The sequence below is a fragment of the Paenibacillus cisolokensis genome, assembly GCF_050481165.1.
GTDB lineage: Bacteria > Bacillota > Bacilli > Paenibacillales > Paenibacillaceae > Paenibacillus_AH > Paenibacillus_AH cisolokensis.
Genome location: NZ_JBCNFP010000165.1, coordinates 1 through 21,537 on the forward strand (window position 1 = coordinate 1; position 21,537 = coordinate 21,537).

The 21,537-nt window shown below is 55.1% G+C and carries 20 protein-coding genes and 1 pseudogene; 2 read left to right on the plus strand and 19 right to left on the minus strand.

Annotated features, from left to right (window positions below; all coding sequences use genetic code 11):
- The 17 genes and pseudogenes from cas3 to ABEV74_RS22230 form a co-directional block, all read right to left on the minus strand.
- A partial coding sequence (gene cas3 / locus ABEV74_RS22150) for a CRISPR-associated helicase Cas3' (RefSeq protein WP_430149666.1) occupies nucleotides 1-1,204 on the minus strand: 1,204 nt, incomplete at its 3' end.
- A gap of 8 nt (nucleotides 1,205-1,212) precedes the next feature.
- Nucleotides 1,213-1,923, minus strand: coding sequence for a type I-B CRISPR-associated protein Cas5b (cas5b, locus tag ABEV74_RS22155; protein ID WP_430149705.1), 711 nt, complete (start codon nucleotides 1,921-1,923; stop codon nucleotides 1,213-1,215).
- 5 nt (nucleotides 1,924-1,928) lie between these two features.
- Nucleotides 1,929-2,819: a type I-B CRISPR-associated protein Cas7/Cst2/DevR gene (gene cas7i, locus ABEV74_RS22160; protein ID WP_430149668.1), complete on the minus strand. Its 891-nt coding sequence runs from the start codon at nucleotides 2,817-2,819 to the stop codon at nucleotides 1,929-1,931.
- 47 nt (nucleotides 2,820-2,866) lie between these two features.
- Entirely contained in the window at nucleotides 2,867-4,720 is a 1,854-nt protein-coding gene (locus tag ABEV74_RS22165; protein ID WP_430149671.1) for a hypothetical protein, read from the minus strand.
- Nucleotides 4,710-5,504, minus strand: coding sequence for a CRISPR-associated endoribonuclease Cas6 (cas6, locus tag ABEV74_RS22170; RefSeq protein WP_430149674.1), 795 nt, complete (start codon nucleotides 5,502-5,504; stop codon nucleotides 4,710-4,712). The genes ABEV74_RS22165 and cas6 overlap by 11 nt, the downstream gene beginning before the upstream one ends.
- Nucleotides 5,467-5,667 (minus strand): WCX domain-containing protein, encoded by a 201-nt coding sequence (locus ABEV74_RS22175; RefSeq protein WP_430149677.1) that lies wholly within the window; start codon nucleotides 5,665-5,667, stop codon nucleotides 5,467-5,469. Before ABEV74_RS22175 ends, cas6 begins: the two co-directional genes overlap by 38 nt.
- Nucleotides 5,664-5,984, minus strand: a complete 321-nt coding sequence (locus ABEV74_RS22180; protein ID WP_430149708.1) for a helix-turn-helix transcriptional regulator — start codon at nucleotides 5,982-5,984, stop codon at nucleotides 5,664-5,666. Before ABEV74_RS22180 ends, ABEV74_RS22175 begins: the two co-directional genes overlap by 4 nt.
- A 206-nt stretch (nucleotides 5,985-6,190) precedes the next feature.
- A pseudogene (locus ABEV74_RS22185) lies at nucleotides 6,191-6,394 on the minus strand (group II intron reverse transcriptase/maturase); the annotation flags it as partial.
- A gap of 98 nt (nucleotides 6,395-6,492) precedes the next feature.
- Nucleotides 6,493-7,893: a nucleoside recognition domain-containing protein gene (locus ABEV74_RS22190; RefSeq protein WP_430149680.1), complete on the minus strand. Its 1,401-nt coding sequence runs from the start codon at nucleotides 7,891-7,893 to the stop codon at nucleotides 6,493-6,495.
- On the minus strand, nucleotides 7,871-8,599 hold the full coding sequence (locus ABEV74_RS22195) for a FeoB small GTPase domain-containing protein (protein ID WP_430149683.1): 729 nt from the start codon (nucleotides 8,597-8,599) through the stop codon (nucleotides 7,871-7,873). Before ABEV74_RS22195 ends, ABEV74_RS22190 begins: the two co-directional genes overlap by 23 nt.
- Nucleotides 8,596-8,853: a FeoA family protein gene (locus ABEV74_RS22200; protein WP_062496038.1), complete on the minus strand. Its 258-nt coding sequence runs from the start codon at nucleotides 8,851-8,853 to the stop codon at nucleotides 8,596-8,598. Before ABEV74_RS22200 ends, ABEV74_RS22195 begins: the two co-directional genes overlap by 4 nt.
- Nucleotides 8,854-9,210: 357 nt before the next feature.
- Nucleotides 9,211-10,065 carry an inositol monophosphatase family protein gene (locus ABEV74_RS22205; protein ID WP_062496039.1) on the minus strand — a complete coding sequence of 285 codons (855 nt, stop codon included), beginning with the start codon at nucleotides 10,063-10,065 and terminating at the stop codon, nucleotides 9,211-9,213.
- A 92-nt stretch (nucleotides 10,066-10,157) separates the two neighbouring features.
- A complete protein-coding gene (locus ABEV74_RS22210) occupies nucleotides 10,158-10,979 on the minus strand; it encodes a sulfite exporter TauE/SafE family protein (RefSeq protein WP_430149687.1) in 822 nt (273 codons plus the stop codon).
- Between the two features lie 103 nt (nucleotides 10,980-11,082).
- Nucleotides 11,083-11,853 (minus strand): enoyl-ACP reductase FabI, encoded by a 771-nt coding sequence (fabI, locus tag ABEV74_RS22215; protein ID WP_430149690.1) that lies wholly within the window; start codon nucleotides 11,851-11,853, stop codon nucleotides 11,083-11,085.
- 122 nt (nucleotides 11,854-11,975) lie between these two features.
- Entirely contained in the window at nucleotides 11,976-12,293 is a 318-nt protein-coding gene (locus ABEV74_RS22220) for a hypothetical protein (RefSeq protein ID WP_062496046.1), read from the minus strand.
- Nucleotides 12,294-12,311: 18 nt separating this feature from the next.
- A complete protein-coding gene (locus tag ABEV74_RS22225; protein ID WP_430149693.1) occupies nucleotides 12,312-13,421 on the minus strand; it encodes a D-alanine--D-alanine ligase in 1,110 nt (369 codons plus the stop codon).
- A 62-nt stretch (nucleotides 13,422-13,483) separates the two neighbouring features.
- Nucleotides 13,484-14,581 carry an amidase domain-containing protein gene (locus ABEV74_RS22230; protein WP_430149696.1) on the minus strand — a complete coding sequence of 366 codons (1,098 nt, stop codon included), beginning with the start codon at nucleotides 14,579-14,581 and terminating at the stop codon, nucleotides 13,484-13,486.
- Between the two features lie 294 nt (nucleotides 14,582-14,875).
- Between ABEV74_RS22230 and acnA the strand changes: the two genes are divergently transcribed.
- Nucleotides 14,876-17,590: an aconitate hydratase AcnA gene (gene acnA / locus ABEV74_RS22235; RefSeq protein ID WP_062496051.1), complete on the plus strand. Its 2,715-nt coding sequence runs from the start codon at nucleotides 14,876-14,878 to the stop codon at nucleotides 17,588-17,590.
- Between the two features lie 188 nt (nucleotides 17,591-17,778).
- On the opposite strand, the gene ABEV74_RS22240 is transcribed toward acnA, so the two are convergent.
- Nucleotides 17,779-19,143: a dicarboxylate/amino acid:cation symporter gene (locus tag ABEV74_RS22240; protein ID WP_430149699.1), complete on the minus strand. Its 1,365-nt coding sequence runs from the start codon at nucleotides 19,141-19,143 to the stop codon at nucleotides 17,779-17,781.
- 241 nt (nucleotides 19,144-19,384) lie between these two features.
- The gene (locus ABEV74_RS22245) at nucleotides 19,385-20,128 is read right to left on the minus strand and encodes an IclR family transcriptional regulator (RefSeq protein WP_062496055.1); all 744 of its coding nucleotides are present in this window, start codon (nucleotides 20,126-20,128) and stop codon (nucleotides 19,385-19,387) included.
- A 270-nt stretch (nucleotides 20,129-20,398) separates the two neighbouring features.
- On the opposite strand from ABEV74_RS22245, the gene ABEV74_RS22250 reads away from it, so the two are divergent.
- Nucleotides 20,399-21,454 carry an alpha/beta hydrolase gene (locus ABEV74_RS22250; RefSeq protein ID WP_430149702.1) on the plus strand — a complete coding sequence of 352 codons (1,056 nt, stop codon included), beginning with the start codon at nucleotides 20,399-20,401 and terminating at the stop codon, nucleotides 21,452-21,454.
- The last annotated feature ends 83 nt before the right edge of the window (nucleotides 21,455-21,537 follow it).

The following is a 21,537-nucleotide window of genomic DNA, read 5'->3' on the forward strand; positions in this document are numbered from 1 at the left end:
TACTTAGATTTTCAAGATAGATTTGGGGTAACGTGGCGGTCATCACCATAAATTTGCCACCCATCTTCGCCACCATCTCCAACGCTTTAACCAACATCGCCGCGATATTGGGATCATAGGCTTGAATTTCATCGATCACCAGTTTGGAATAAGCCATCGTTGCCAATTCTTTCTCGAATCCGCGATACAGGAATGGAAATTTTAAAATCTGATCGATGGTGGTCAACGTCACTTTGTGGGAAAGTTGCCGGGAAATGCGATAGCTCTCTTCCGCATCGAGCGCATCTTTGTCAAACAAGTAATCAAAACTGCCCGAATGCAGCAACCCCAAACTATGCAGGCCGACATTGGCGGAATTTCGCAATCGATCATACATCGCATTCAGGCTGACACGCAGTGGCAATGTCATGAACAGCTTATCCGAGCCTGCCCACATCAACGCCGCTTCGGTCTTCCCGCTGCCGGTTGAAGCGACCATAATCGCATGTCTGTTGGAGGAAGCAACAGCGAATTGCTGGGCAGGACGCAGTTGATACCGACGTTCCACGAATGCGCGTGATTTTTGTCCAGCATCTTCATCTATTCCCGTTTCCACTTCCACATGCGCCGAAGCCGCGTGATCCAATCGATGCAAGAGTCCTTTCAACAACACATATCGGCGAAACAAGACAGAATCGTATTTTAAAGCGTCCGAAGCTTCTTTTCTTTTCCGCAACCATTCGAGCAGTCGATTTGAAGGTTTCTCCGGTTCGTAGGGCCATTGCATCTGTGCAAATAACTCCATGAGTAACTCATGCGGTATCGTCTGTTGGACGTATTGCTGAATTTGTTTGCGATCCGCTTCAATATTACGTTCATGATGATATCCGACCGCATAGACAAGCAATTTCCATTCTTCTTCGGCAAGCTGCAGTTGTGAATAAGGAATTAAGGCAATCGAAACGTAATTATGCGGAATTTCATCTTCTGGCGGTAAAAGACAAGGGAGCTCAGGCTCCCCCAACAGTCTGCGTATTTTATTCTGAAACAACGAGTTGGCTTTACCGAAATCGTGAAGATGAACCGCCAATCGCAATAATTCCCAGAAAGAGTCGTCAACGTTAATTTGAGCGCCATAGCCGATTCTCAACGTATCTAGTCCTTGCAGCAACCGGCTCGTATGCTCCCAAATCGACTCTTGCGGATTGGACTTGGCGTACAACATCTTGTCCGTCATTCCTCCATTTCTAGTGGAATCGCTACCGGGTAGCCGTCTTCATCGAAATCGATCTCCGCATCTCCGAGCCATTCCCCTTCCGGGACATACCTGACCTTGATCTTGTTCCATTGCCGAATGTCTTGCACAATTTCGTATTTCCAGTTTAAACGGTAAGGTACGCCAATGGCGCTGTTCATCACGGAGACCGGTATATAAATCGGCAGAATCGTTTCCCGATCGTCCCTGTCTTCGTCTCGCGCGCATTCGACATATTTGCATTCATCGATACGAACCAGGTCTTCCCATCTACCGAGGCTGTATGTTACATTCTGCCGGGTGAACGCCAGATGCAAAAGGTCCAGCACTTCCTTATCTGCCCGAATGTGAATAACCAATTCAACATTTAGAAGCATGTGCATGTAAATCGGCATTGAGGTAATATCCGCAGTATTATAATCGAAGGCCAATCCGTCCAGTATCAGCGGAAACTCCAACGTGTTGCTCTTCTTGAAGAAATAATGCTTCTGATAATCGACAAGACGGCTCTCGTATCTGCCTTGAATGCTCAGTTTCATGGGAATATAGCGATCTGCCTGCAACACTTGATGCAGCATGCCTTTCACCGTAGCATACGGTGGAAGCGGATAGGTCTCCCCTACTTTGAAAGCGGCCGGTTTCTTGTAACAGGCCGTCTCTTGGAACAATTTCAAACGCAATGTCTTCATGGCGTTCACGCCCCGATCGCCGATTCGACTTCCTTGCCGATCCAAGCGAAAAATTGTTCCACGCTACCCGATTGATCGCCCAGTTGATCCCTAATGATCGCTTCATTGGCAAGCCATCCGCTGACAACACCTAATCGGGTACGATCACGTACGGATATTTCGTTCCAGGTGGTATTTAGCGCATCCTGCAAAGGTTCCATTTGCAGCCACCAACCCTTGGAATTTCCTGTGAGTTGCAAACGTCCCAGGAAGAATGGATTGGATACGTCATAGACGCCGCCCACAATGAAAAGAGGAGCCAGATTCTCACGCCGTCCTTTGATGTCGCGATTCAATACTTTAAGCACATCAAGCAGTTGTTTCACCCGCCGAATACGTTCATCCGTTGAAAGCACCAAATCACCGTCGACGCCCACTTTGTCCAGATCGACGCTCAAATGATAGGCGTAAAAACTCTGATGCTGTTCCAGATTTGCAATGTTCGGCGACTCCTTGGGCAAACGTTCGGCAAGTCCCATATTGTTGAGAAACTCCATGTCGCCTTTGTATGGTTCGAGTGACAATGCGTGGCTTAAGCGGGCTACCGCCGCGCGTTTCTTCGATGGATTGCCCGTTTTCAGATAACCGAACAAGTCCATTTCCACCGATTCGGCAATAGTCACATTTTCTTTGAATTGGATCACGCCTTTTGATTTATCCACCGTATCCAAATTCCAGCCGAACAACTCATTGCCCAGACGTACAATGTCATAACGGATGCTCTGTCTCGATGCGAAGGTGTACACTTCGCCGTTTCCGCGATGATATTTTTTCAGTTCGGAAATATTCGCCGTGCCTTCGCCGAAATTCAAGGAACTGCCTTGAAAGATTACGGATAATGTTAAGGTTTTTCCCATGTTTATAGCCATTCCTTTCGCCTAATATTAATTAATATTGAATTGGATTATTCTCCAGCAAAGCTTGCCGTCTGTTCCGGCTCTGCTTCTTCCCCTTGATTGTCCGACAACAACCCCGAAATGAAAGCGCCTGACCAGGAAGCAAAATCGAGCCTTTCTTCATGCAGAACGTTCAGCAATGACGAGGGTACAGGTTCCCCAACAGTCAGATAAAGTCGAATGACGGTATCCAGAAACTGCTGCTTATTGCCGGCCTTCGCCGCATTTAGCAAGCGATGCGCGATTCCCGCCGCTCGTTTTCCTCCGCCAGACACATATTCCGTGCTCTCCGATTGCTGGCTGGCCCGCCGTTCCAATCCGGTGCGAATTTTGACGCCCTCCGTGTATACGTGATAAATCAATCCCGACGCTTTCTTGATTTCCCCTACCGCTGGCATGTTCACAACTCCCTTCCCTTTTATCAAAAGAATTTTTGACCGCTCGCGAATGGCTGCGTACGCTGCATTCGCACGTCCCTTGCCGCGAATTACCTTCTGCAAATAATGCCAAATGGACGGAATCGGGTCGATACTCTCCATCACAAGACGCAAAAACGGCTCCCGAATTGAACGGTCAAACAATTGACTCATCCTGTTAATATTTTCGTTGTTGAAATAGGCAAGAATATGGCGCGGAATATGATAGTAGTTCATGACGGTTTTTCGGGAATCGTAATCCGAGTAGAATTCGATAATTTGCATGTTGGCGCTGAATTCCACCTTTGCTTTATGTTCTTCTCGCTGCAACAGTTTCGGGATGAGCCGGTCGAATGATTCATTGTGCTCCATATTGTCCAAATCATTGTTATCCTGATAAATCGATAACGGAGAGCCATCCCGGAAGATAAAACTGTAGAAGGTTTCAAATTCTTCGTTGTAGAAGCGGGTAAATCGGGTCAGTCCGACCGGAGCGATAAACATAACGAGCCGAATCCAGCTTGAAATCGGTGTCGGATGATACTTGAAATTCCATTTGAAATTGGGAATCGCTCCGCTTATGCCGAGCGGAACAAAGACCATTTCCTCAAACTGCTGGGTTGCGAACCATTCCTCCTCGAAACTGCATCGGAGTTGTCGGCTCAAGTAGGCGGGAATCTCTTGCACATCCAGTTTTTTGATTTCCCTGGCCCATTTATTGTGGAGTTGGATTTTGGATTTTTGCAAGAGAGTAATAAATTCTTCCTTTTGCCGTTCATCGGAAAAGCCACGATGAATCCGTTCATGAATCCGGACATCGTGTAGCAGCGGTTCGATGTAGTCGACGGTCATACGATCGATATGCTGCTGCAAATTGAATCCGCTCATGCTCTTTTGCAACATGCTGGCTTGTCCGAAAAAATTTTTAAGTATAACTGAACGAACATAATTAAAGGTCAATCTTTCTTCGAACACATCCGTCGAAAGAATTTGCAAATAACGGTCCCGCAACCGCTCCAGTTCGGTCGCGGCTTGATCGACTGCCATCGACTTGATCTCGTCGAGACACTGACGCAACGATTGAACTTCAGGATGATCTGGAAAATAACTTTCCAACTTTTTCAGAGAACCATGGACGGCATCCTTCAACCGAGTAACCTGATTCTTTTGGGACTGGTAACGAAAATCCGCAATCGATTTAAGCTTTTCCCGCTCTCGCGCCGAAACCGAATGTTTTTCGAGCAAGTATTTGAAGTACCATTCCGGGATGTGTTCCACCACAGAAGAGTCGACTTCAAGATAATCCGGTTTTGGCTGAATCGGTTTGTCCGCATCGCGCAAATCACGCCATTGCGGAAAATTTCGGCATGCCCAATCCTGCAAACGAAGCAAACCGACTCCGCCGATCGCGGTGACGTAATCATCCATATGCAATTTAAGCTTCATTCCGCATCATCACCTCTCTTTCAAGTTGGATATGGCCGAAGCCCTGGCTGCTTCGAAGCCCGATGCCGGTCTCCAGGAGCCACTGCAAATCTTGCGGATGGCCTTCCAGAAGAAACTTCCCTTTGTAAGCGGTGAAAAACAGATACTCGCCGGACGTTTTACCCACGTCTGCCGCTTGCGTAAATGCTTCATTTTTTTCTTTAATGACCGCCTTTTTGACCGAAATCGGTTCCATTCGAAGTTCTCGGTCAAGCGCCCTTCCACGCAAGGATACCGATATTCGATCGGCAATCCTGTTCAAATGAGCGTTATATGTTTCACTGCCTGGTTCCAACGGAGTGTGATTCTCGTCCTCAACCAGAATCGGACTATTGGTTGTAACGATGATTCTCGATGACCGAATCCGAACTTCTCGCCCGTACCGGATTAGGCCGCGCCGCACTGAATAACCCTTATATTGAAATTGAGTCGTACGCTGCAAGCCATTCAAAAAGGGAACGATAAAATCATAGTCGGAGGAAGACAAATTTAATCGAAAACCGGACAACAAGATTTCGGAAGCGCCGAATTTGTAATCCTGCAAGAAAACGGAAAACACAAACGGTTTAGGGCGATTGTATTCGTAATACTTTTTATAAGTGCTGTCATCCGCGATACGCAAACACTGTTTTATAATGCTGACCATCATTAGCCTATAAGCAGTCGGCAGCTTGTCTGCGTAAAACTGGATTGTTAAATTCACATAATCACCTGCTTTCTTTTTTTCCCTCGTCCGACCTGCCATACACTCTCCCCCAGCGCCTCAGCTTCTCCTTCATCGCATTCCGTGCAGTAACAGGGGTGAGAATCTCGGCGTCCTCTCCGTACTGAAGCAACCAGCGGATGAATTCATCCTCGTTGTTCACCGTGACCTGGAATAACAATCCGCCATCTTCCGTGTTTTTCATCCAGGGTTGTGGGTAGCCATGATTTTGTCATATGCGGAAGCAAATCCTTGGGGCAGCTTGTCCTCGTCAATAATCGAAGATACGACAGTAAGACCAACCGCCTCATCATCCGTTAAAGCCAAGGGATACAGAAAGAAATTCCCTGAAAATTTGTAATCTTTTCCATTTCCATCTGCATGAATGGGCACGATCGTAGCCAATCGATCCATGTCACGATAGATGGTTCTGGTGCTTACATAGCATTTGGATGCCAACTCTTCAATGGAGATGCCCGGTCTGGCCTGCAAGGCCGTTAAGATTTTCAGCCATCTCAGAATTGATCTACTGCCATTTGATCATCCTCAACAAAAAGTTTCATTACCTGCATTATATCACCATAATTTGACAACATGTTGTCAAAAACATTCGTTCGTATGTTTTTTTCTTTTTCAAAGATCCATCATACACGGAAAATCGAGTCGGAGGGGGCGGCTAGCCACCTTTAGCCCTCGTCCGCTCACACCACCTAGCATGCGGTTCCGCACTAGGCGGTTCCCAAAGGTTGACGAAAGTAACGAGAAAGCAAACTTTTCAGCCCTTCCCCTTCCCAATAGGAAGTCGGAAGGGCATTGTTTGTGTTTCGGGACATTTCCCAAGGTTCTCGACGTGAGTTTGCCATCATCCAGGCTGCCCAGTGGGGCACGCCAAGTGCCCGAAGTTCGCGGAGTCGGGTGCGTACCCGTTTCCACGGATCTATTCCTGCGCGCCATCCCCCCCACCGCGCCGCCAGCACCAAAAAAACCGGCAGCTTCGGAATTTCTTCCTTTCTGCCGGTTTTTTGCATCATTACACCCAACCCATCGCCCGGACGAATTGCGCAATCAGGAACGTTACCCCGACCGCAATGCCGGTCGGCAGCAGCGCCGCTACGAGCGTCCACTTCAAGCTGCGCGTTTCCTTGTAAATATTGATCAGCGTCGTGCCGCACGGGTAATGAAGCAGGGAAAAGAGCATCATATTGAGCGCCGTAAGCCAGGTCCAGCCATGGCTCAGAAAAATGTCCTTAATGCCGGAGATGCCCTCCACATCGACCATGGCGCCGGAAGACAGGTAGCCCATCAGCAGAATCGGCAGCACGATTTCGTTGGCCGGAAGCCCGAGAATGAACGCCATCAGAATAAACCCGTCCAGACCGAGCAATCGGGCGAACGGATCGAAGAAGGCCGCGGCGTGGTCGAGTACGCTCGCGTCTCCGACGATGACGTTGCCGAGCACCCAGGTTATGATGCCCGCCGGCGCAGCGACGGCGACCGCCCGTCTCAACACCATCCAGGATTTGTCGCGAGAAGCGATCAAAATCGTCTTCAGCACCTGCGGACGCCGGTATGGCGGCAGCTCCAGCGTATAATGCGTCGGCACGCCGCGCAGCGCCGTCCGGGACAGCGCCCACGATACGGACAGCGTCACGACGATGCCGAACAGGACGATGCCCATCAGTATCGCCGAAGTGGCCAGCATCTGGAATTGGCTTGCGACGCCGGCCGCCATGAACAGCGAGGCAAGCAGAATCAGCGTCGGCCACCGTCCGTTGCATGGGACGAAATTGTTCGTCAGAATCGCCAGCATCCGTTCGCGTGGCGATTCGATGATTCGGGTCGACATAATCGCCGCCGCATTGCAGCCGAACCCCATCGACATCGTCAATGCCTGTTTGCCGTGGCCGCCGGATTTTTTGAACAGCCGATCCATGTTAAAGGCAACCCGCGGCAAGTACCCGAAATTTTCCAGAAGCGCAAAGATCGGAAAAAAGATGGCCATCGGCGGCAGCATGACGCTGACGACCCATGAGGTGCCCCGGTAAAGGCCGAGCACCAGAATGCCGTGCAGCCAGTCGGGGGCGTGCAACGCCTGAAAGGCCGCGGTCAAATAGCCTTCGATCCGGCCGAAAAAGCCGGCCAGCATCGAGGAGGGCACGTTCGCCCCGGCGATGGTAAGCCAAAAGACGACGCCGAGCATCGCCAGCATAATCGGAAAGCCCCATACCCGCGATGTCAGGATTCGGTCAAGCTTGTACGTTTCCATCAGTTTTTTGCGGTCTTTATAGGTGACGGTATCCGCGCACAGTTCGTGAGCTTTCCGGTAAAGGTCAACGACGATCTGATCGCGGATGCCGGTTTGCTCGCCTTTATCGATCTTCTGCATCAGCGACCGGAGCGCGGCGCCGTCAGTGTGCGCAGGAAAGCCCATCGGCGATCATCTCCTTCGTCTGCGAAGCGTTTGCCCCAAGGCGCCGCTCAAGCGCCGCGATGATGCTGTCGTCGCCGTCAAGCAGGCGCAGCGCAATCCAGCGTGCCGGGTAATCGTCCCCGATCAGACGGCGGACCTCCGGTTCCAGCTCCTGAATGCGGCGCTCGATCTCCTCGCTGTACTTCACCTGCACGGGCTTCGGTACGATCCGCCGCTCCGCCACGTTCTCGATTTGCCGGAGCAGCTCCGGTATGCCCTGTTTGTTTCGCGCTGAAATTTTGACGACAGGTACGCCCAGCTTCTCGGCCAGCAATTGCTCGCGAATTTCGATGCCGAGCTTGCCTGCCTCGTCGATCAAATTGAGACAAACGACCGCACGCGATGTCATCTCCAGCACTTGCAGCGCCAGATTCATGTTCCGTTCCATAGCCGTCGCATCCAGTACGATGACCGTAACGTCGGGCCGGTCCAGAACGATATAGTCCCGGGCCACTTCCTCGTCGACCGAGTTGGAAAATAACGAATACGTTCCGGGAAGATCGATGACGTTGTAAGTATGGCCGTTATACTCATATTCGCCTTCGGCGCGGACAACCGTTTTGCCCGCCCAGTTGCCCGTATGCTGGCGCAGCCCTGTCAGCGCGTTGAACAATGTGCTCTTGCCGGTATTCGGATTGCCGATCAGCGCAACGCGATACGTGCTCATTCTCCATCCTCCTTGCATATTTCACCGAAAATTCGTTCCCTCTCCTCCCGGCGGAGGGCGATCGTCGTATTGTTCACCCGGTACGCGACCGGATCGCCAAGAGGACTTGCCTGCAGCACTTCGATGACGGCTCCGGGGACGAATCCGAGATCAAGCAGCCTTCGGCGAAGCACGCCTTGCACCTGTATGCTTGCCAGTCGAATGCGCTGGCCCGTCGCTGCATCCATTAACGATACAAGCGGGGATGAACTCATCGCCGAAAACCTCCTTTATCGTGAACATGATTCATTGGCTCGGGGACACACTTTTGGCCAAGGGAAACTTTAGTCCTAAAAAAATTTCCCTGCCGATATTTACATCATACCACCATTTATATGTTGCGTGAACAGCAAAATGTTGCCTCCGGGAAACAACTGCTTGCTTGTTGGCTGCGGAGGCATCCGAGTCACATCCGAGATACATCCGAGATACATCCGAGTCACATCCGAGCGACCGAAGATCGCGGGCGAAGCGTTCGTAAACCGATACTTGAATACAGTTCGGCGCCATGCAAAAAAAGCTCCCGGTCAGGGAGCCTGTACAACGCAAGAGCGGATTTTAGCCTTCCTCATTTACCCGATCGCCTCGGCAGACTTCAGCGTCGCGAGCAGTTCGTCATGAATCAGGCCGTTCGAAGCGACGACGTTGCGGACGCCAAGGTCGAACGGCCGGCCCGACGTATCCGTAATCTGCCCGCCCGACTCCCGGACCAGCAGCGCGCCGGCCGCCAGATCCCAGCAGTTCAGCCCGATTTCCCAAAAACCGCTTAGCCGGCCTGCCGCCACATACGCCATATGCAGCGCTGCCGAGCCCGCTATCCGAACATTGCGCGCCTTCGGCACGACGGCCGCAAGCCCCTTCATATTAAGCGGCAGCGCATAGCTGTCGTCCGCCGGAAAACCGGTGGCGATCAAGCTGTCGGACAGCCGGTCTTCGCCGGATACCTGCATGCGGCGGCCGCGAACATAGGCGCCTTTGCCCTTCTCGGCGATAAACAGCTCGTCCTTCGACGGGTCATAGACCACCCCGACGATGACTTCGCCCTTGTGCGCAAGCGCAATCGAAACGGCGAAATACGGAAAACCGTGCACAAAGTTTGTCGTTCCGTCGATCGGATCGACAATCCACAAATATTCCGCGTCTCTCGCATTGCGCAGCGCTTGCGCCGACGCTTCCGGCCCGGGCTCGACCCCTTCTTCCCCAAGAAACGAATGATCCGGAAAATAAGTCAAAATCAGCTTGCGAATCAGTTTCTCCGAACCCTTGTCCACTTCGGTGACAAGGTCATGCGACGAATATTTCATATCCAGACTGGCGTAATTGCCCAGTTTGGTTTTAATCCATTCTCCCGCTTTGGACGCACAATTGATGGCCACGGCGGTAAAGCTTTTGCCGCCGACGACAGAATCGTTCCGCTGCTCATTCACGATCCATCACTCAACTCTCTTCTTATTTTCGCTTAACTCTACTATACGCCGGCAGTTCGCGATAGTTTCGCCCAATCTTATCCTCGATCGGTTCATTTTGCCGCCGCACCTTCGACGATCATTTGCGCCGCCAGCGCAATCAGCGTCAGGCGGAGCAGCCACAGCAGCCCTTTGCCCGACATCCGTCCCGCGATGTAGGCGCCCAGCCTGCCCCCGATCCAGGCGCCCGGGAGAAGCGCCGCCGCAAGCAGGTAATCGATCTCTCCGAGCCAGGCGTGAACGGCGCTGCCCGTAATGGAAGACAGAAAAATGACGAACATCGATGTGGCCGTCGCGATATGAGGCGGGAACCCGAACAGCAGCACCATGACCGGCACGAACAGCGACCCGCCGCCGATCCCGAACAGTCCGGAAACAGCCCCGACGGCACAGCCGACCGCGAGCATCGGAACGACGGCGTAGCCGTACGTGTACGCCGTCCCGTCCGCCTCGGCGATCGTGCGCCGCACGGGCCACTGCCGCCGGATCGGCCGGATATAATCGCGGGCGACAAGAAGCGCCGCCATCAGCAGCATGAAGCAGCCGAAGACGAGCTGGAACGTCCCGTTCCGCAGCTGGGCCGTCAGCGCCGAGCCGATCATGGCGGAAGGGCCGCTCGCCGCGAACAGCAGCCAGCCGCTGCGAAAATCGACCTTGCGCCGTTTGGCGTAAGCCAGCGTCGAAGCCAGCGCGGTCACGATCAGCACCGCCAGCGATGTGCCGACAGCGGTCGGATGGCCGATCGCCTCTCCCGTCAACGCAGGTCCCAGCAATACGAGCGAAGGGACGATAATAATGCCGCCCCCCAGCCCGACGATACTTCCGAAGGCAGCCGCCACGAATCCGAGCGCGACAAGCAGCCCCCATTCGAGCACGTCAATTCCCTCCATTCCTCTATCAAAACATAGTCCGGCCAAGCAGACACCGGCCCGGAGCAAGCTCCGGCCGGTGTCCGATGTCCTTCATCATGACAGACGGTTATACGCCGACGATATTGTAGCCGTTGTCGACGTAGATGACTTCGCCGGTAATGCCCCGGGACCAGTGGCTCATCAGGAACGTTGCCGTGTCGCCCACTTCGGCCGCTTCCGTCGTGCGGCGCAGCGGCGCCTTTTCCTCGACCTGCCGCAGAATGGAGTTGAAGTCGCGTATGCCTTTCGCCGCCAGCGTCCGGATCGGGCCCGCCGAGATCGCGTTCACGCGAATGTTGTATTGGCCGAGATCGTTCGCGAGATATCGGACCGACGCCTCCAGCGCCGCCTTCGCCACACCCATGACGTTGTAGTTGCGCATCGCCCGTTCGGCGCCCAAATAGGTCATCGTGACGATGCTGCCGCCTTCCGTCATCAGCGGATACATCCGCCGGGCGACGGCCGTCAGCGAGTAGGCGCTAATATCGTGGGCCAGCGCGAAGCCGTCGCGGGAAGTATCGACGAACAACCCTTCCAGCTCTTCCGTCTTGGCGAATGCGATGCAATGGGCGAGGCCGTGAAGAACGCCGAAATGCTCTTTCAATTGCACTGCAAGCTCGTCGATTTCGGCGTCGACGGTGACATTGCACGGCAGGACGATCGAGCCGGGAATCGTATCGGCCAGCTTCTTCACCCGTTCCATTACCCGTTCGCTTTCATATGTAAATGCCAGCTGCGCGCCTTGAGCGGCAAGCGACTGCGCAATCGCCCATGCGATGCTCCGGTCGTTGGCCACTCCCATTACCAATATTTTTTTCCCTTCCAGCAATCCGCTCATTCGTTCGGTATCCTCCTTATCCCCTACAGGAAAAAGAATTACATTCCATTACAACGTACATGATTCCGCGGTGCAATGCAAGCTTGTCCGCTTCGGCCGGCCCGCTTCATCCGGGCTTCCGGCTACCGGCGTTCCCCGAAAAACATTTCGTCCGCCAGCGCGGTCAGAACGCGGGACTCTTCCTCGGTTAACTTGCGGACAAGCTCCATCTCCACTTCCGTCACCTCTTCGCCCTGAAAATTGATTTCGGCGATAGAGGCCAGGATGCGGACGATCGCGATCGCTTTGTTCTCCGGCGTATAAGCGAACACCTTCTGACCGGTCGGATAGACGCGGAATCCGCTCTTGACCATTTTTCCGCGTCCGTACTCCAGCAGCTCGTACAACTCCTGCTCCGACTTGAATTTGCATACGGAATTGAATTCGGTTGCGAATCCCACGAATCGCCACTCCCCTCGTTAAGATTTGGGCACCCCGGAGCCGAAATCGAGCCGCTGCTTCTCGGCATGCCGCTCGATGGCCAGCTCGATCAATGCGTCCAGCAGCTCGCGGTAGGACAACCCGCTTTCCTTCCACAACAGCGGATACATGCTGTACGGCGTAAAGCCCGGCATCGTGTTCACTTCATTGACGAGCAGCGCGCCGTCCGCCTTGCGGAGGAAGAAGTCGACGCGCGACAGGCCCGAGCCGTCGATCGCCTGAAACGCGCGGATCGCCATTTCGCGTGCCGCTTCCGCCGTCTCGTAAGGCAGATCGGCCGGTATTTCCATAACCGATTTGCCGTCAATATATTTCGCCTTGTAATCGTAGAAATCGTTCGACGATTTGATCTCCCCGGGTACGGACGCTTTCGGCTCGTCATTGCCAAGCACGCTGACTTCGATCTCGCGGGCGTCGACGAATTCTTCGACGATTACTTTCCGGTCATAGCTGAATGCCAGGTCGATCGCCGCAATAAGCTCTTCGCGGTTTTTCGCCTTCGAGACGCCGACGCTCGATCCGAGATTGGCCGGTTTGACAAAGCACGGGTAACCGAGCGACACTTCCACTTCCATGATGAAATAGGCAGGGTCTTTCTCCCACTGGGTCCGGTTAAAGTAACGGTATACGCATTGGGGCAAACCTTCCTGCGCAAACAGTTTTTTCATAATAACTTTGTCCATGCCGACGGCCGACGCCAGGACGCCGGCACCGACGTACGGAATGTTCGCCATTTCCAGCATGCCCTGAATCGTGCCGTCTTCTCCGTATGTGCCGTGCAGAAGCGGAAAGACGACGTCGATCGGAGCTTCCTCTCCCGCAGCGGCCGGGCTGAGCCCTCTCAATACCGGCGTCAGCGCATTTTCCCCGGTTTCATCGGGAGCGAAGCGCAGCTTGGCCACATCGTCGGGCGGAGCGAGCAACGTCTTGCCCGTCCGCCATTCACCGTCGTTCGTAATATAAAATGGTTTGATTTCGTATTTATCGTAATCGAACGCCGACATGACCGCCAGCGCGGTCTGCAGGGATACGTCATGCTCTCCCGATTTTCCCCCGTACACAAGTGCTACGCGAACCTTCTTCCCCATAACTGATCCTCCGGTTACGTTATAATTTGCCTATCTCATGCAGCCTTCATGTGCCGGACATACTAAAATTCGTCGGCAATGTGAAAAAAACGGTACCGGGTCTGCTCTGTCCATGCATAGGAATCCTGATAATCCCAATACCGGTGGCGGCTGGACACCGTATTTGCATTGACGAGCGGCATGCCGTCGGCATCGAACGCGGTCACGATCGTCGTGTGCTGATAGCGTCCGTCGCCGTTCCAATCGTATATAATGACGTCGCCGAGTTTCAGCTCCGCCGCCGAAGCGAGCGGAACGGCGCGCATGCCATTCGTGCCCGGACGGCTCAAATAATCATGCAGCGCATGAGAGACCGCCCAGCTGAAACTCCAGTTCTCACGACCGCCGACGCGGCCCTTGTACCACCAGCCGCTTTCCCTCCTACCAGTATAGTTCATTGGCGCGTTGCCTGCAAAGATGCACTGGGAGACGTAGTTCGTACAGTTGACGGCGAAAGCTTCGAAAGCCGGATTCGGCTCATTCCACCAGCGGTCGGCGTAGGCGGCGGCGAGATCCCGCCGATATTTCGTCGCGCGCCGGCGCTTCATCGACGGCAGCAGATCGTAATTCAGGTAAGGAGCCGGCAGCGGGCGGAACGATCCGCGGTAGCTTTCTTCCGTATCTCCGAAAGCCGGATCGGTGATCATATCCGCAGAGCCCGGACCGTATCGCGGGCGGCGCTCGCCGATCCACGGCTCGACCCGGGTCACGATCCAGCGTCCGGAATCTTCGCTGAGCCACAGCCGCTCGCGCTCGCACCGTTCCTCTGTATATTCACGACCGCGTTGTTCGATCGTTCGCTTGATATGCAATCCGACGAGGACGGACACTTCTCCCGGCGATTCCTGTACGCGCAACACTTCCGTCTTCGTGCTGCTTGCCGCGGGCAGGGCGCCGCGCAGCAATTCACGGTCGCGCAACCGGCGCAGCCTGTCATCCAGTCTGTACCGGTGGTCGTGATCCGACATGATGCCGTCGAACACCGCGACATGCTGGTCGATCTCTCCTTGATTATACTGCCTGACATATTCGCGCACGGCCTCTTTCCAGCCCGCCGGCTCCGGCTGCGCCGAGCGGGACGGCAGGCTGCGTTGGCCTCCGCGGCTTCCGGTACGAGGCATGCCAATTCCTCCTCAAATGGAAACATGTGGTGGGCTGAACTGGTTCATTATATGACCGTTCCGGCCGTTTCATGTGGCAGCCCGCAAAATCGTGCGTCCGGCGTTCGTTTCAATATTTGCCGTCTCGTCAAAACTGTTAAGAAGCGGCACGATTTTGGAGATCAAGGCCAACACCGCTCTTTACGGAACCATATGAAAGACGCTATACTATAGGTAGAAGCGATTTTGAAATTGAGTTTCATTTGGTGAAACTGTTTCGGGAATCGCAACTTCAGCGACAAGGAGGAACTTTTCATGTCCAAACAAGATCAATTCTCCGTCCGTACGTCGCTCAATGCCGGCGGTAAATCATACGTCTACTACCGGCTGCAGGGTCTGGAAGAGCAAGGACTTGGAGACGTCTCGAAGCTTCCGTTCTCCATTAAAGTGCTGCTTGAAGCCGCAGTCCGCCAGTTCGACGGACGCGCCATTACCCTCGAGCACGTAAAACAGCTGGCCAACTGGGCGAATGGCCGCGAAGACAAGGAAATTCCGTTCATTCCCGCCCGCATCGTCCTGCAGGACTTCACCGGCGTTCCGGTCGTCGTCGATCTGGCGGCCATGCGCGATACCGTGAAAAAAGCCGGCGGCGATCCGAAGCGGATTAATCCGCTCGTTCCTGTCGATCTCGTCATCGACCACTCCGTCATGGTCGACGCTTTCGGCTCCAAGGAAGCGCTCGATTACAACATGAAGGTCGAATTCGAGCGCAACGAAGAACGGTACCGTTTCCTGCGCTGGGCGCAGACCGCATTCGACAACTTCCGCGCCGTTCCTCCGGGGACCGGCATCGTGCACCAGGTCAACCTGGAGTACCTCGCATCCGTCGCGGCGACGAAGACGGTGGACGGCGAGACGATCGTCTATCCCGATTCGCTCGTCGGCACCGACTCGCACACAACGATGATTAACGGTCTCGGCGTCGTTGGCTGGGGCGTCGGCGGCATCGAGGCGGAAGCCGGCATGCTGGGACAGCCGCTCTACTTCGTCATGCCGGAAGTTATCGGCTTCAAGCTTACGGGCAAACTGGCCGAAGGCGCGACCGCTACCGACCTGGCGCTGACCGTCACGCAAATGCTGCGGAAGAAAGGCGTTGTCGGCAAATTCGTGGAGTTCTACGGCCCCGGACTTTCCAACATCAGCCTGGCTGACCGCGCGACCGTCGCGAACATGGCGCCGGAATACGGTGCGACGATCGGCTTCTTCCCGGTCGACAACGAGTCGCTCAACTACCTGCGCAGCACCGGCCGTTCGGAAGAGCAAATCCAGCTGGTGGAAGCTTACTACAAAGCGCAAGGCATGTTCCGCACGGACGATCTGGCCGATCCGGTGTTCTCCGATACGATCGAGCTGGACCTGTCCACCGTCGTGCCGTCGCTCGCCGGTCCGAAGCGTCCGCAAGACCGGGTCGAGCTGTCGAGCATGAAGGAATCGTTTAACGACATTATCCGTACGCCGATCGACAAAGGCGGCTACGGCCTGTCCGAAGAGAAAATCGCAGAGGTTGTCGAAGTCAAGCATCCGGACGGTCAAGTGAGCAAGATCGGCACCGGCGCCGTCGTGATCGCCGCGATTACAAGCTGTACGAACACGTCCAACCCGAGCGTCATGCTGGGCGCGGGTCTCGTCGCCAAGAAAGCGGTCGAACGCGGATTGAAGAAGCCTGCCTATGTCAAGAGCTCGCTGACGCCGGGATCGCTTGTCGTTACCGAATATTTGAAGAAAGCGAATCTGATTGAACCGCTCGAGGCGCTCGGCTTCCACGTCGCCGGCTACGGCTGCGCGACCTGTATCGGCAACTCCGGCCCGCTGCCGGACGAAGTAAGCCAGGCGATCGCCGACAACGACATGACCGTCGCTGCCGTTCTCTCCGGCAACCGGAACTTTGAAGGCCGCGTGCACGCGCAGGTCAAAGCCAACTATCTGGCTTCGCCGCCGCTTGTCGTCGCCTACGCGCTCGCCGGTACGGTCAACATCGATCTGACAAAAGATCCGATCGGCTACGACAACAACAACGAGCCGGTCTACCTGAAAGATATCTGGCCGTCGTCGGAAGAGATCAGCCAAGCGATCTCCGCGGCAATGAGCCCGGAAATGTTCCGCGAGAAATACGCCAACGTCTTCACGCAGAACGAGCGCTGGAATGCGATTCCGGTGCCGGAAGGCGAATTGTACGAGTGGGACGAAAAGTCCACCTATATCGCCAACCCGCCGTTCTTCGAGAACCTCGGCGACGAAGTCGGCGATATTGCCGACATCAAGGCGGCCAACGTACTGGCGCTGCTCGGCGATTCCGTGACGACGGACCATATTTCGCCCGCCGGCAACATCAAAGTGGATAGCCCGGCCGGAAAATATTTGATCGAACACGGCGTTGACCGCAAAGACTTCAACTCCTACGGTTCCCGCAGGGGCAACCATCACGTCATGATGCGCGGCACGTTCGCCAATATCCGCATCCGCAACCAGGTTGCGCCGGGAACGGAAGGCGGCGTTACGACTTACCTGCCGACAGGCGAAGTGATGTCGATTTACGACGCGTCGATGAAATATCAACAAGACGGCCGCAACCTGATCGTCATCGCCGGCAAAGAATACGGTACCGGCAGCTCCCGCGACTGGGCGGCGAAAGGCACGTATCTGCTCGGCGTCAAAGCGGTTCTGGCCGAAAGCTTCGAGCGGATTCACCGCTCCAACCTGGTCGGCATGGGCGTTCTGCCGCTGCAATTCCAGTCCGGTCAAAGCTGGAAATCGCTCGGCATTACCGGCCGCGAAACGTTCGACATTATCGGTCTGGACAACAACGTTCAACCGGGTCAAACCGTACGCGTCGTCGCCACCCGCGAAGACGGCTCGACGTTCGAATTCCCGGCCACCGTCCGTCTCGACTCGATGGTCGACGTCGATTACTATCGCAACGGCGGCATCCTGCAAACGGTGCTTCGCCAAATGATTGCCAACAACGCGTAATATCCGGGCATTTCATCGAATGCAGAAAAAAGGACTTCCCGTGCAAACGGGAGGTCCTTTCTTCATGTTCGGCCGTCGCGGACTTGAGACGGGCGCTGCAACCGGCGGCCGAACATGCCGCCCGTCTTGCTGCCCGGACAGCGAGAGCCCCGCCGCGACGCATCGGTCGCGCGGGGCTCTGCCGCATTCTAGGCCGTATTCAACTCGAGCGGGTCTTCCTCGTTCCGATCGAACGATTCGCGATCGAATTCGCCCTCGGACGCCGCCACGAGCAGCGTCGTTACCGTCGTGCCCGTCGCGTTGACAGCGGTGCGGCCCATATCGACGATCGCGTCGATGGCCAGTACCAGGCCGAGTCCGTCAAGCGGAAGGCCGAGCGCCGTCAGCACGACGGTCGTGGAAATCGAGGCCGGTCCCGGCACGCCGGCGACGCCGATCGACGAAATCATGCTCACGAGTACGATCAGAATGTAGTCGGAGATGCCGAGCGGCACGTTGTACACCTCGGCGACGAAGATGGCCACAATCGCCGGCCAGACGCCGCCGCAGCCGTTCATGTTCATCGTCGCGCCGAGCGGAGCGACGAAGCTGGCAATACGCGGCGAGACGCGCAGCCGTTTGGTGAGCACCTCCAGATTAACCGGCAGCGTCGCATAGCTGCTGCGCGTCGTAAAGGCGACGGCAATCGTCGGGTACGCCTTCCGCAAAAATTTGATCGGATTTACACGCGCCGCGAATGTAACCAGACCGCCGAACGTCAGGACGAAATGAATCAGGAGCGCCACGTACGTGGCAATAATGACGCCGATGAGCGGCTTGAGCGTCTCCGCTCCGTATCGGGCCGCCATGGCGCCGATCAGGGCATATACCCCGTAAGGCGTAAGCCGGATAATATATTTGGTGACCTGATGCATCACTTGAGCGAACGAATCGACGAATTTCTTCACCGGTTCCGCCGCCTCCGGCTTCCGGCTATTCAAGTGGACGAGAGCGACCGCGATGAAGATCGCGAAAATCAAGACCGGAACGACCTTTCCCTGTGCCATGTCGTTAATCGGGTTGGACGGCGTCAGATCGAGTATGACCTGGGAAAACGTCGGGATTTCGCGCGCCTGGAAATCCTCCGGAGCCGACTGTTCGATGCCTGCGCCGGGAGAAAGCGCCAGCGCAACGAGAAGGCCGATCAATGCGGCTATGCCGGTCGTAACGAGAAAGAGCGAGATCGTCTTCACACCGATTTTGCGCAAGTGGCCGAGACTCGATATGGACGAGATGCTCGTAATGACCAGCACTGCGACGAGCGGCATGACAAGCATTTTGATCAGGTTGACATAGATCGAACCGATCGTTCCGATGCTTGTCGCGTCGATCTTGAACGCATTCAGCGCAATGCCGACCGCAAGGCCGAGGCCGAGCGCGAGCAGCACGCGGTAGCCGAAGCTTACGCGGCGGCGCGCCAGCCAATAAAGCAGCGCAATTACGGCAATCGACAGGAGCAGACTAATCCAGTTGCTCTCGATCGCCTGAATCAAATTATTTTCCGTGGCTATCATCCCCTTAAATTCCTATATACATAGTATACTTTATCGTTAGAGGAATACTACTGCCATTTCGGGGTTCCGTTCAATCTGTAACACCGATGCTTCAAGATCAACTTGCGGACAGCCGCCGTTTCTATAAATAGTATAAGCCGCCCGCCAGGAAATATGCGGGAAGCTTGCAGAGCGTTTCGAACGCGAAGCGAAAAAAAGCAAAGACGGCCGGCACTCCCTCGCCGCCGCCGCGCAGTCACAGCTACAGCGTCATCGTGCCCATCCGTCCGGCCGTTTCCATAATAAGCGGGGCATGCTCCCGCATTTTCTCCATCGTCAACCGGCTCGCCGGTCCCGAAACCGACAATGCCGCGACAAGCTTGCCCGTCCGGTCGAAGATCGGTGCGGAGACCGCTGCGACGCCCGCTTCCCGCTCCTCGACGCTCGTTGCGTAACCGGCCTCCCGGATGTCGGCCAGCTGCTGCAGGTACTGGTTCCGGTCGATCGACGCCGGCCACGAGTCGGCGCTCATGATCGCTTCCAGCTCGGCAGGATCGGCATATGCGTTCAGCACTTTGCTGGATGCGCCAACGTACAGCGGCAGCCTCGCGCCTACGGGAGCGACCCGGCGCACCGCCTGATTGCTCTGCACCGCCTGAATGCGAATTCGCTCCATGCCGTCACGCACATAGAGGCTGACCGTCTCGCCGAGCAAGTCGCGCAGCCGTTCCATTTCCGGAAGCCATATGACGGCGGGATCGTCGGACCGTGACAGCATGGCGGACAGCTCCCATATTTTAATGCCGAGCCTGTAGCGGTCGGTTACTCTGTCCCTTTCCACAAATCCCCGGTTTTCCAGCGTTGCCAGCATGCGATGCACCGTGCTCTTGTGGAGGCCGACGCGCTCGGCGATTTCAGCCATTCCCCACTCGTTGTCCGTCGTAAAGCACAGCAGAATGTCCAGCGCCCGTTCCACGGCGCGCACCGTCGATTTGCCTTCTTCCATCTCCGTACCTCCTTTGTCGGTCGGTCGTTCACGCTCTGTTCGTTTCATAGAATGAAACCGAGTTACACTCAGTATACCTCACCACAGACCGATCGTAAAGCGATCGGCGCTATATTCCCTTTGCAACATTCGGTCAATCGTCCTATGTTACATCAAGATTACAACTGTCTAACAATGTGTCGTCATGAATTGACAAAACCGGTCCTTGGGACATACGATAGAAGTACCAGCTATTATGAAGCGCTTTCAATATAGAGGGGAGGAGTCATCATGAGCACAAGCATCGCGCCGTTGGATGGCAGATTCTCTCCGGAACTGCTGCCGCTTCCCCAGCCACCCGAAATGCCGAACCCGGATTATGCGGTTGTCGGCAGAAGCATTCGCCGCAAAAACGTCCTGATCGCTTTTATTTCCGCAACTCTCGCCCTGGTGCTGTTGACCGTTCTCGCCTTTCACGCCTATGTTGCCTGGCTGCTGGCCTATCCTTACGTCGCTTCGCTCGGCTCCGATCCGAAAACCGCCAAAGGTCTCGATTACGAGAACGTCACGTTTCCGAGCCGCAGCGGCCGCACGACCGTAAGCGCCTGGTTCATTCCGGCGGCCGACCGGGACGGTGCGCTGTCCGAATCGCGCCGGACCATCGTCTTCAGCCATGGCTATGGCGCCAATCGGGAAGAAACATGGGTGCCGATGTACGACCTCGCCGAACTGCTGCATCGGCTGAACTATAACATTTTGATGTTCGATTACGGCTACGCTTCCGAGCAATACCGGGCGCCGGCAACCGGCGGATGGGAAGAATCCCAGCAATTGCTCGCCTCCGTCGACTATGCGAAGTCGCGGGGAGCCGAGGACATCATCGTATGGGGATTTTCGATGGGGGCGGGCACCGCGTTGCAGGCGGCGCTTTATACGGACCAGATCGACGCGATGATATTGGACAGCCTGTTTCTGCCCAGTTCGGATACGCTTTTTTCCAATGTAACCCAATTTGTCAACTTGCCGAAATTTCCGTCCAAGCTATTGATTGAAGCGATGCTTCCGTTATGGACCGGAACGACCGTCAACCGGATTCCATCCGGACAAATTATGAACAAAACCTACGACATGCCGATTTATGTCATCCATGGAACGGAGGACGCCAAGGCGCCTTACCAGACGGCCGAGCAGATCGGGAGCAGGCAATCGAACCCGCTCTCCCGCACCTGGATCGTTCCCGGCGGCCAGCACGAGCTATTGTACCGGGCCCATCCCAAGGAATATATTCAACGGGCCGCATTGTTTCTGAGTCAGGTCGACCAAAACCGGACGACTGCCGGCGCGTAGGCAGTTGACGTGATGATATTATTCGCGGAGCGTCATAGGCCAAACGTAAGATGGAATACATCTATACTGGACAGTGAAAAGTT

Bases quoted from the DNA above. Each gene is read 5' to 3' on its own strand.
- cas5b (WP_430149705.1), bottom strand. From the start codon at position 1,923: ATGAAGACATTGCGTTTGAAATTGTTCCAAGAGACGGCCTGTTACAAG.
- cas7i (WP_430149668.1), bottom strand. From the start codon at position 2,819: ATGGGAAAAACCTTAACATTATCCGTAATCTTTCAAGGCAGTTCCTTG.
- ABEV74_RS22165 (WP_430149671.1), bottom strand. From the start codon at position 4,720: ATGAAGCTTAAATTGCATATGGATGATTACGTCACCGCGATCGGCGGA.
- cas6 (WP_430149674.1), bottom strand. From the start codon at position 5,504: ATGGCAGGTCGGACGAGGGAAAAAAAGAAAGCAGGTGATTATGTGAAT.
- ABEV74_RS22175 (WP_430149677.1), bottom strand. From the start codon at position 5,667: ATGAAAAACACGGAAGATGGCGGATTGTTATTCCAGGTCACGGTGAAC.
- ABEV74_RS22190 (WP_430149680.1), bottom strand. From the start codon at position 7,893: ATGGGCTTTCCTGCGCACACTGACGGCGCCGCGCTCCGGTCGCTGATG.
- ABEV74_RS22195 (WP_430149683.1), bottom strand. From the start codon at position 8,599: ATGAGCACGTATCGCGTTGCGCTGATCGGCAATCCGAATACCGGCAAG.
- ABEV74_RS22200 (WP_062496038.1), bottom strand. From the start codon at position 8,853: ATGAGTTCATCCCCGCTTGTATCGTTAATGGATGCAGCGACGGGCCAG.
- fabI (WP_430149690.1), bottom strand. From the start codon at position 11,853: ATGAGCGGATTGCTGGAAGGGAAAAAAATATTGGTAATGGGAGTGGCC.
- ABEV74_RS22225 (WP_430149693.1), bottom strand. From the start codon at position 13,421: ATGGGGAAGAAGGTTCGCGTAGCACTTGTGTACGGGGGAAAATCGGGA.
- ABEV74_RS22230 (WP_430149696.1), bottom strand. From the start codon at position 14,581: ATGCCTCGTACCGGAAGCCGCGGAGGCCAACGCAGCCTGCCGTCCCGC.
- acnA (WP_062496051.1), top strand. From the start codon at position 14,876: ATGTCCAAACAAGATCAATTCTCCGTCCGTACGTCGCTCAATGCCGGC.
- ABEV74_RS22240 (WP_430149699.1), bottom strand. From the start codon at position 19,143: ATGATAGCCACGGAAAATAATTTGATTCAGGCGATCGAGAGCAACTGG.
- ABEV74_RS22245 (WP_062496055.1), bottom strand. From the start codon at position 20,128: ATGGAAGAAGGCAAATCGACGGTGCGCGCCGTGGAACGGGCGCTGGAC.
- ABEV74_RS22250 (WP_430149702.1), top strand. From the start codon at position 20,399: ATGAGCACAAGCATCGCGCCGTTGGATGGCAGATTCTCTCCGGAACTG.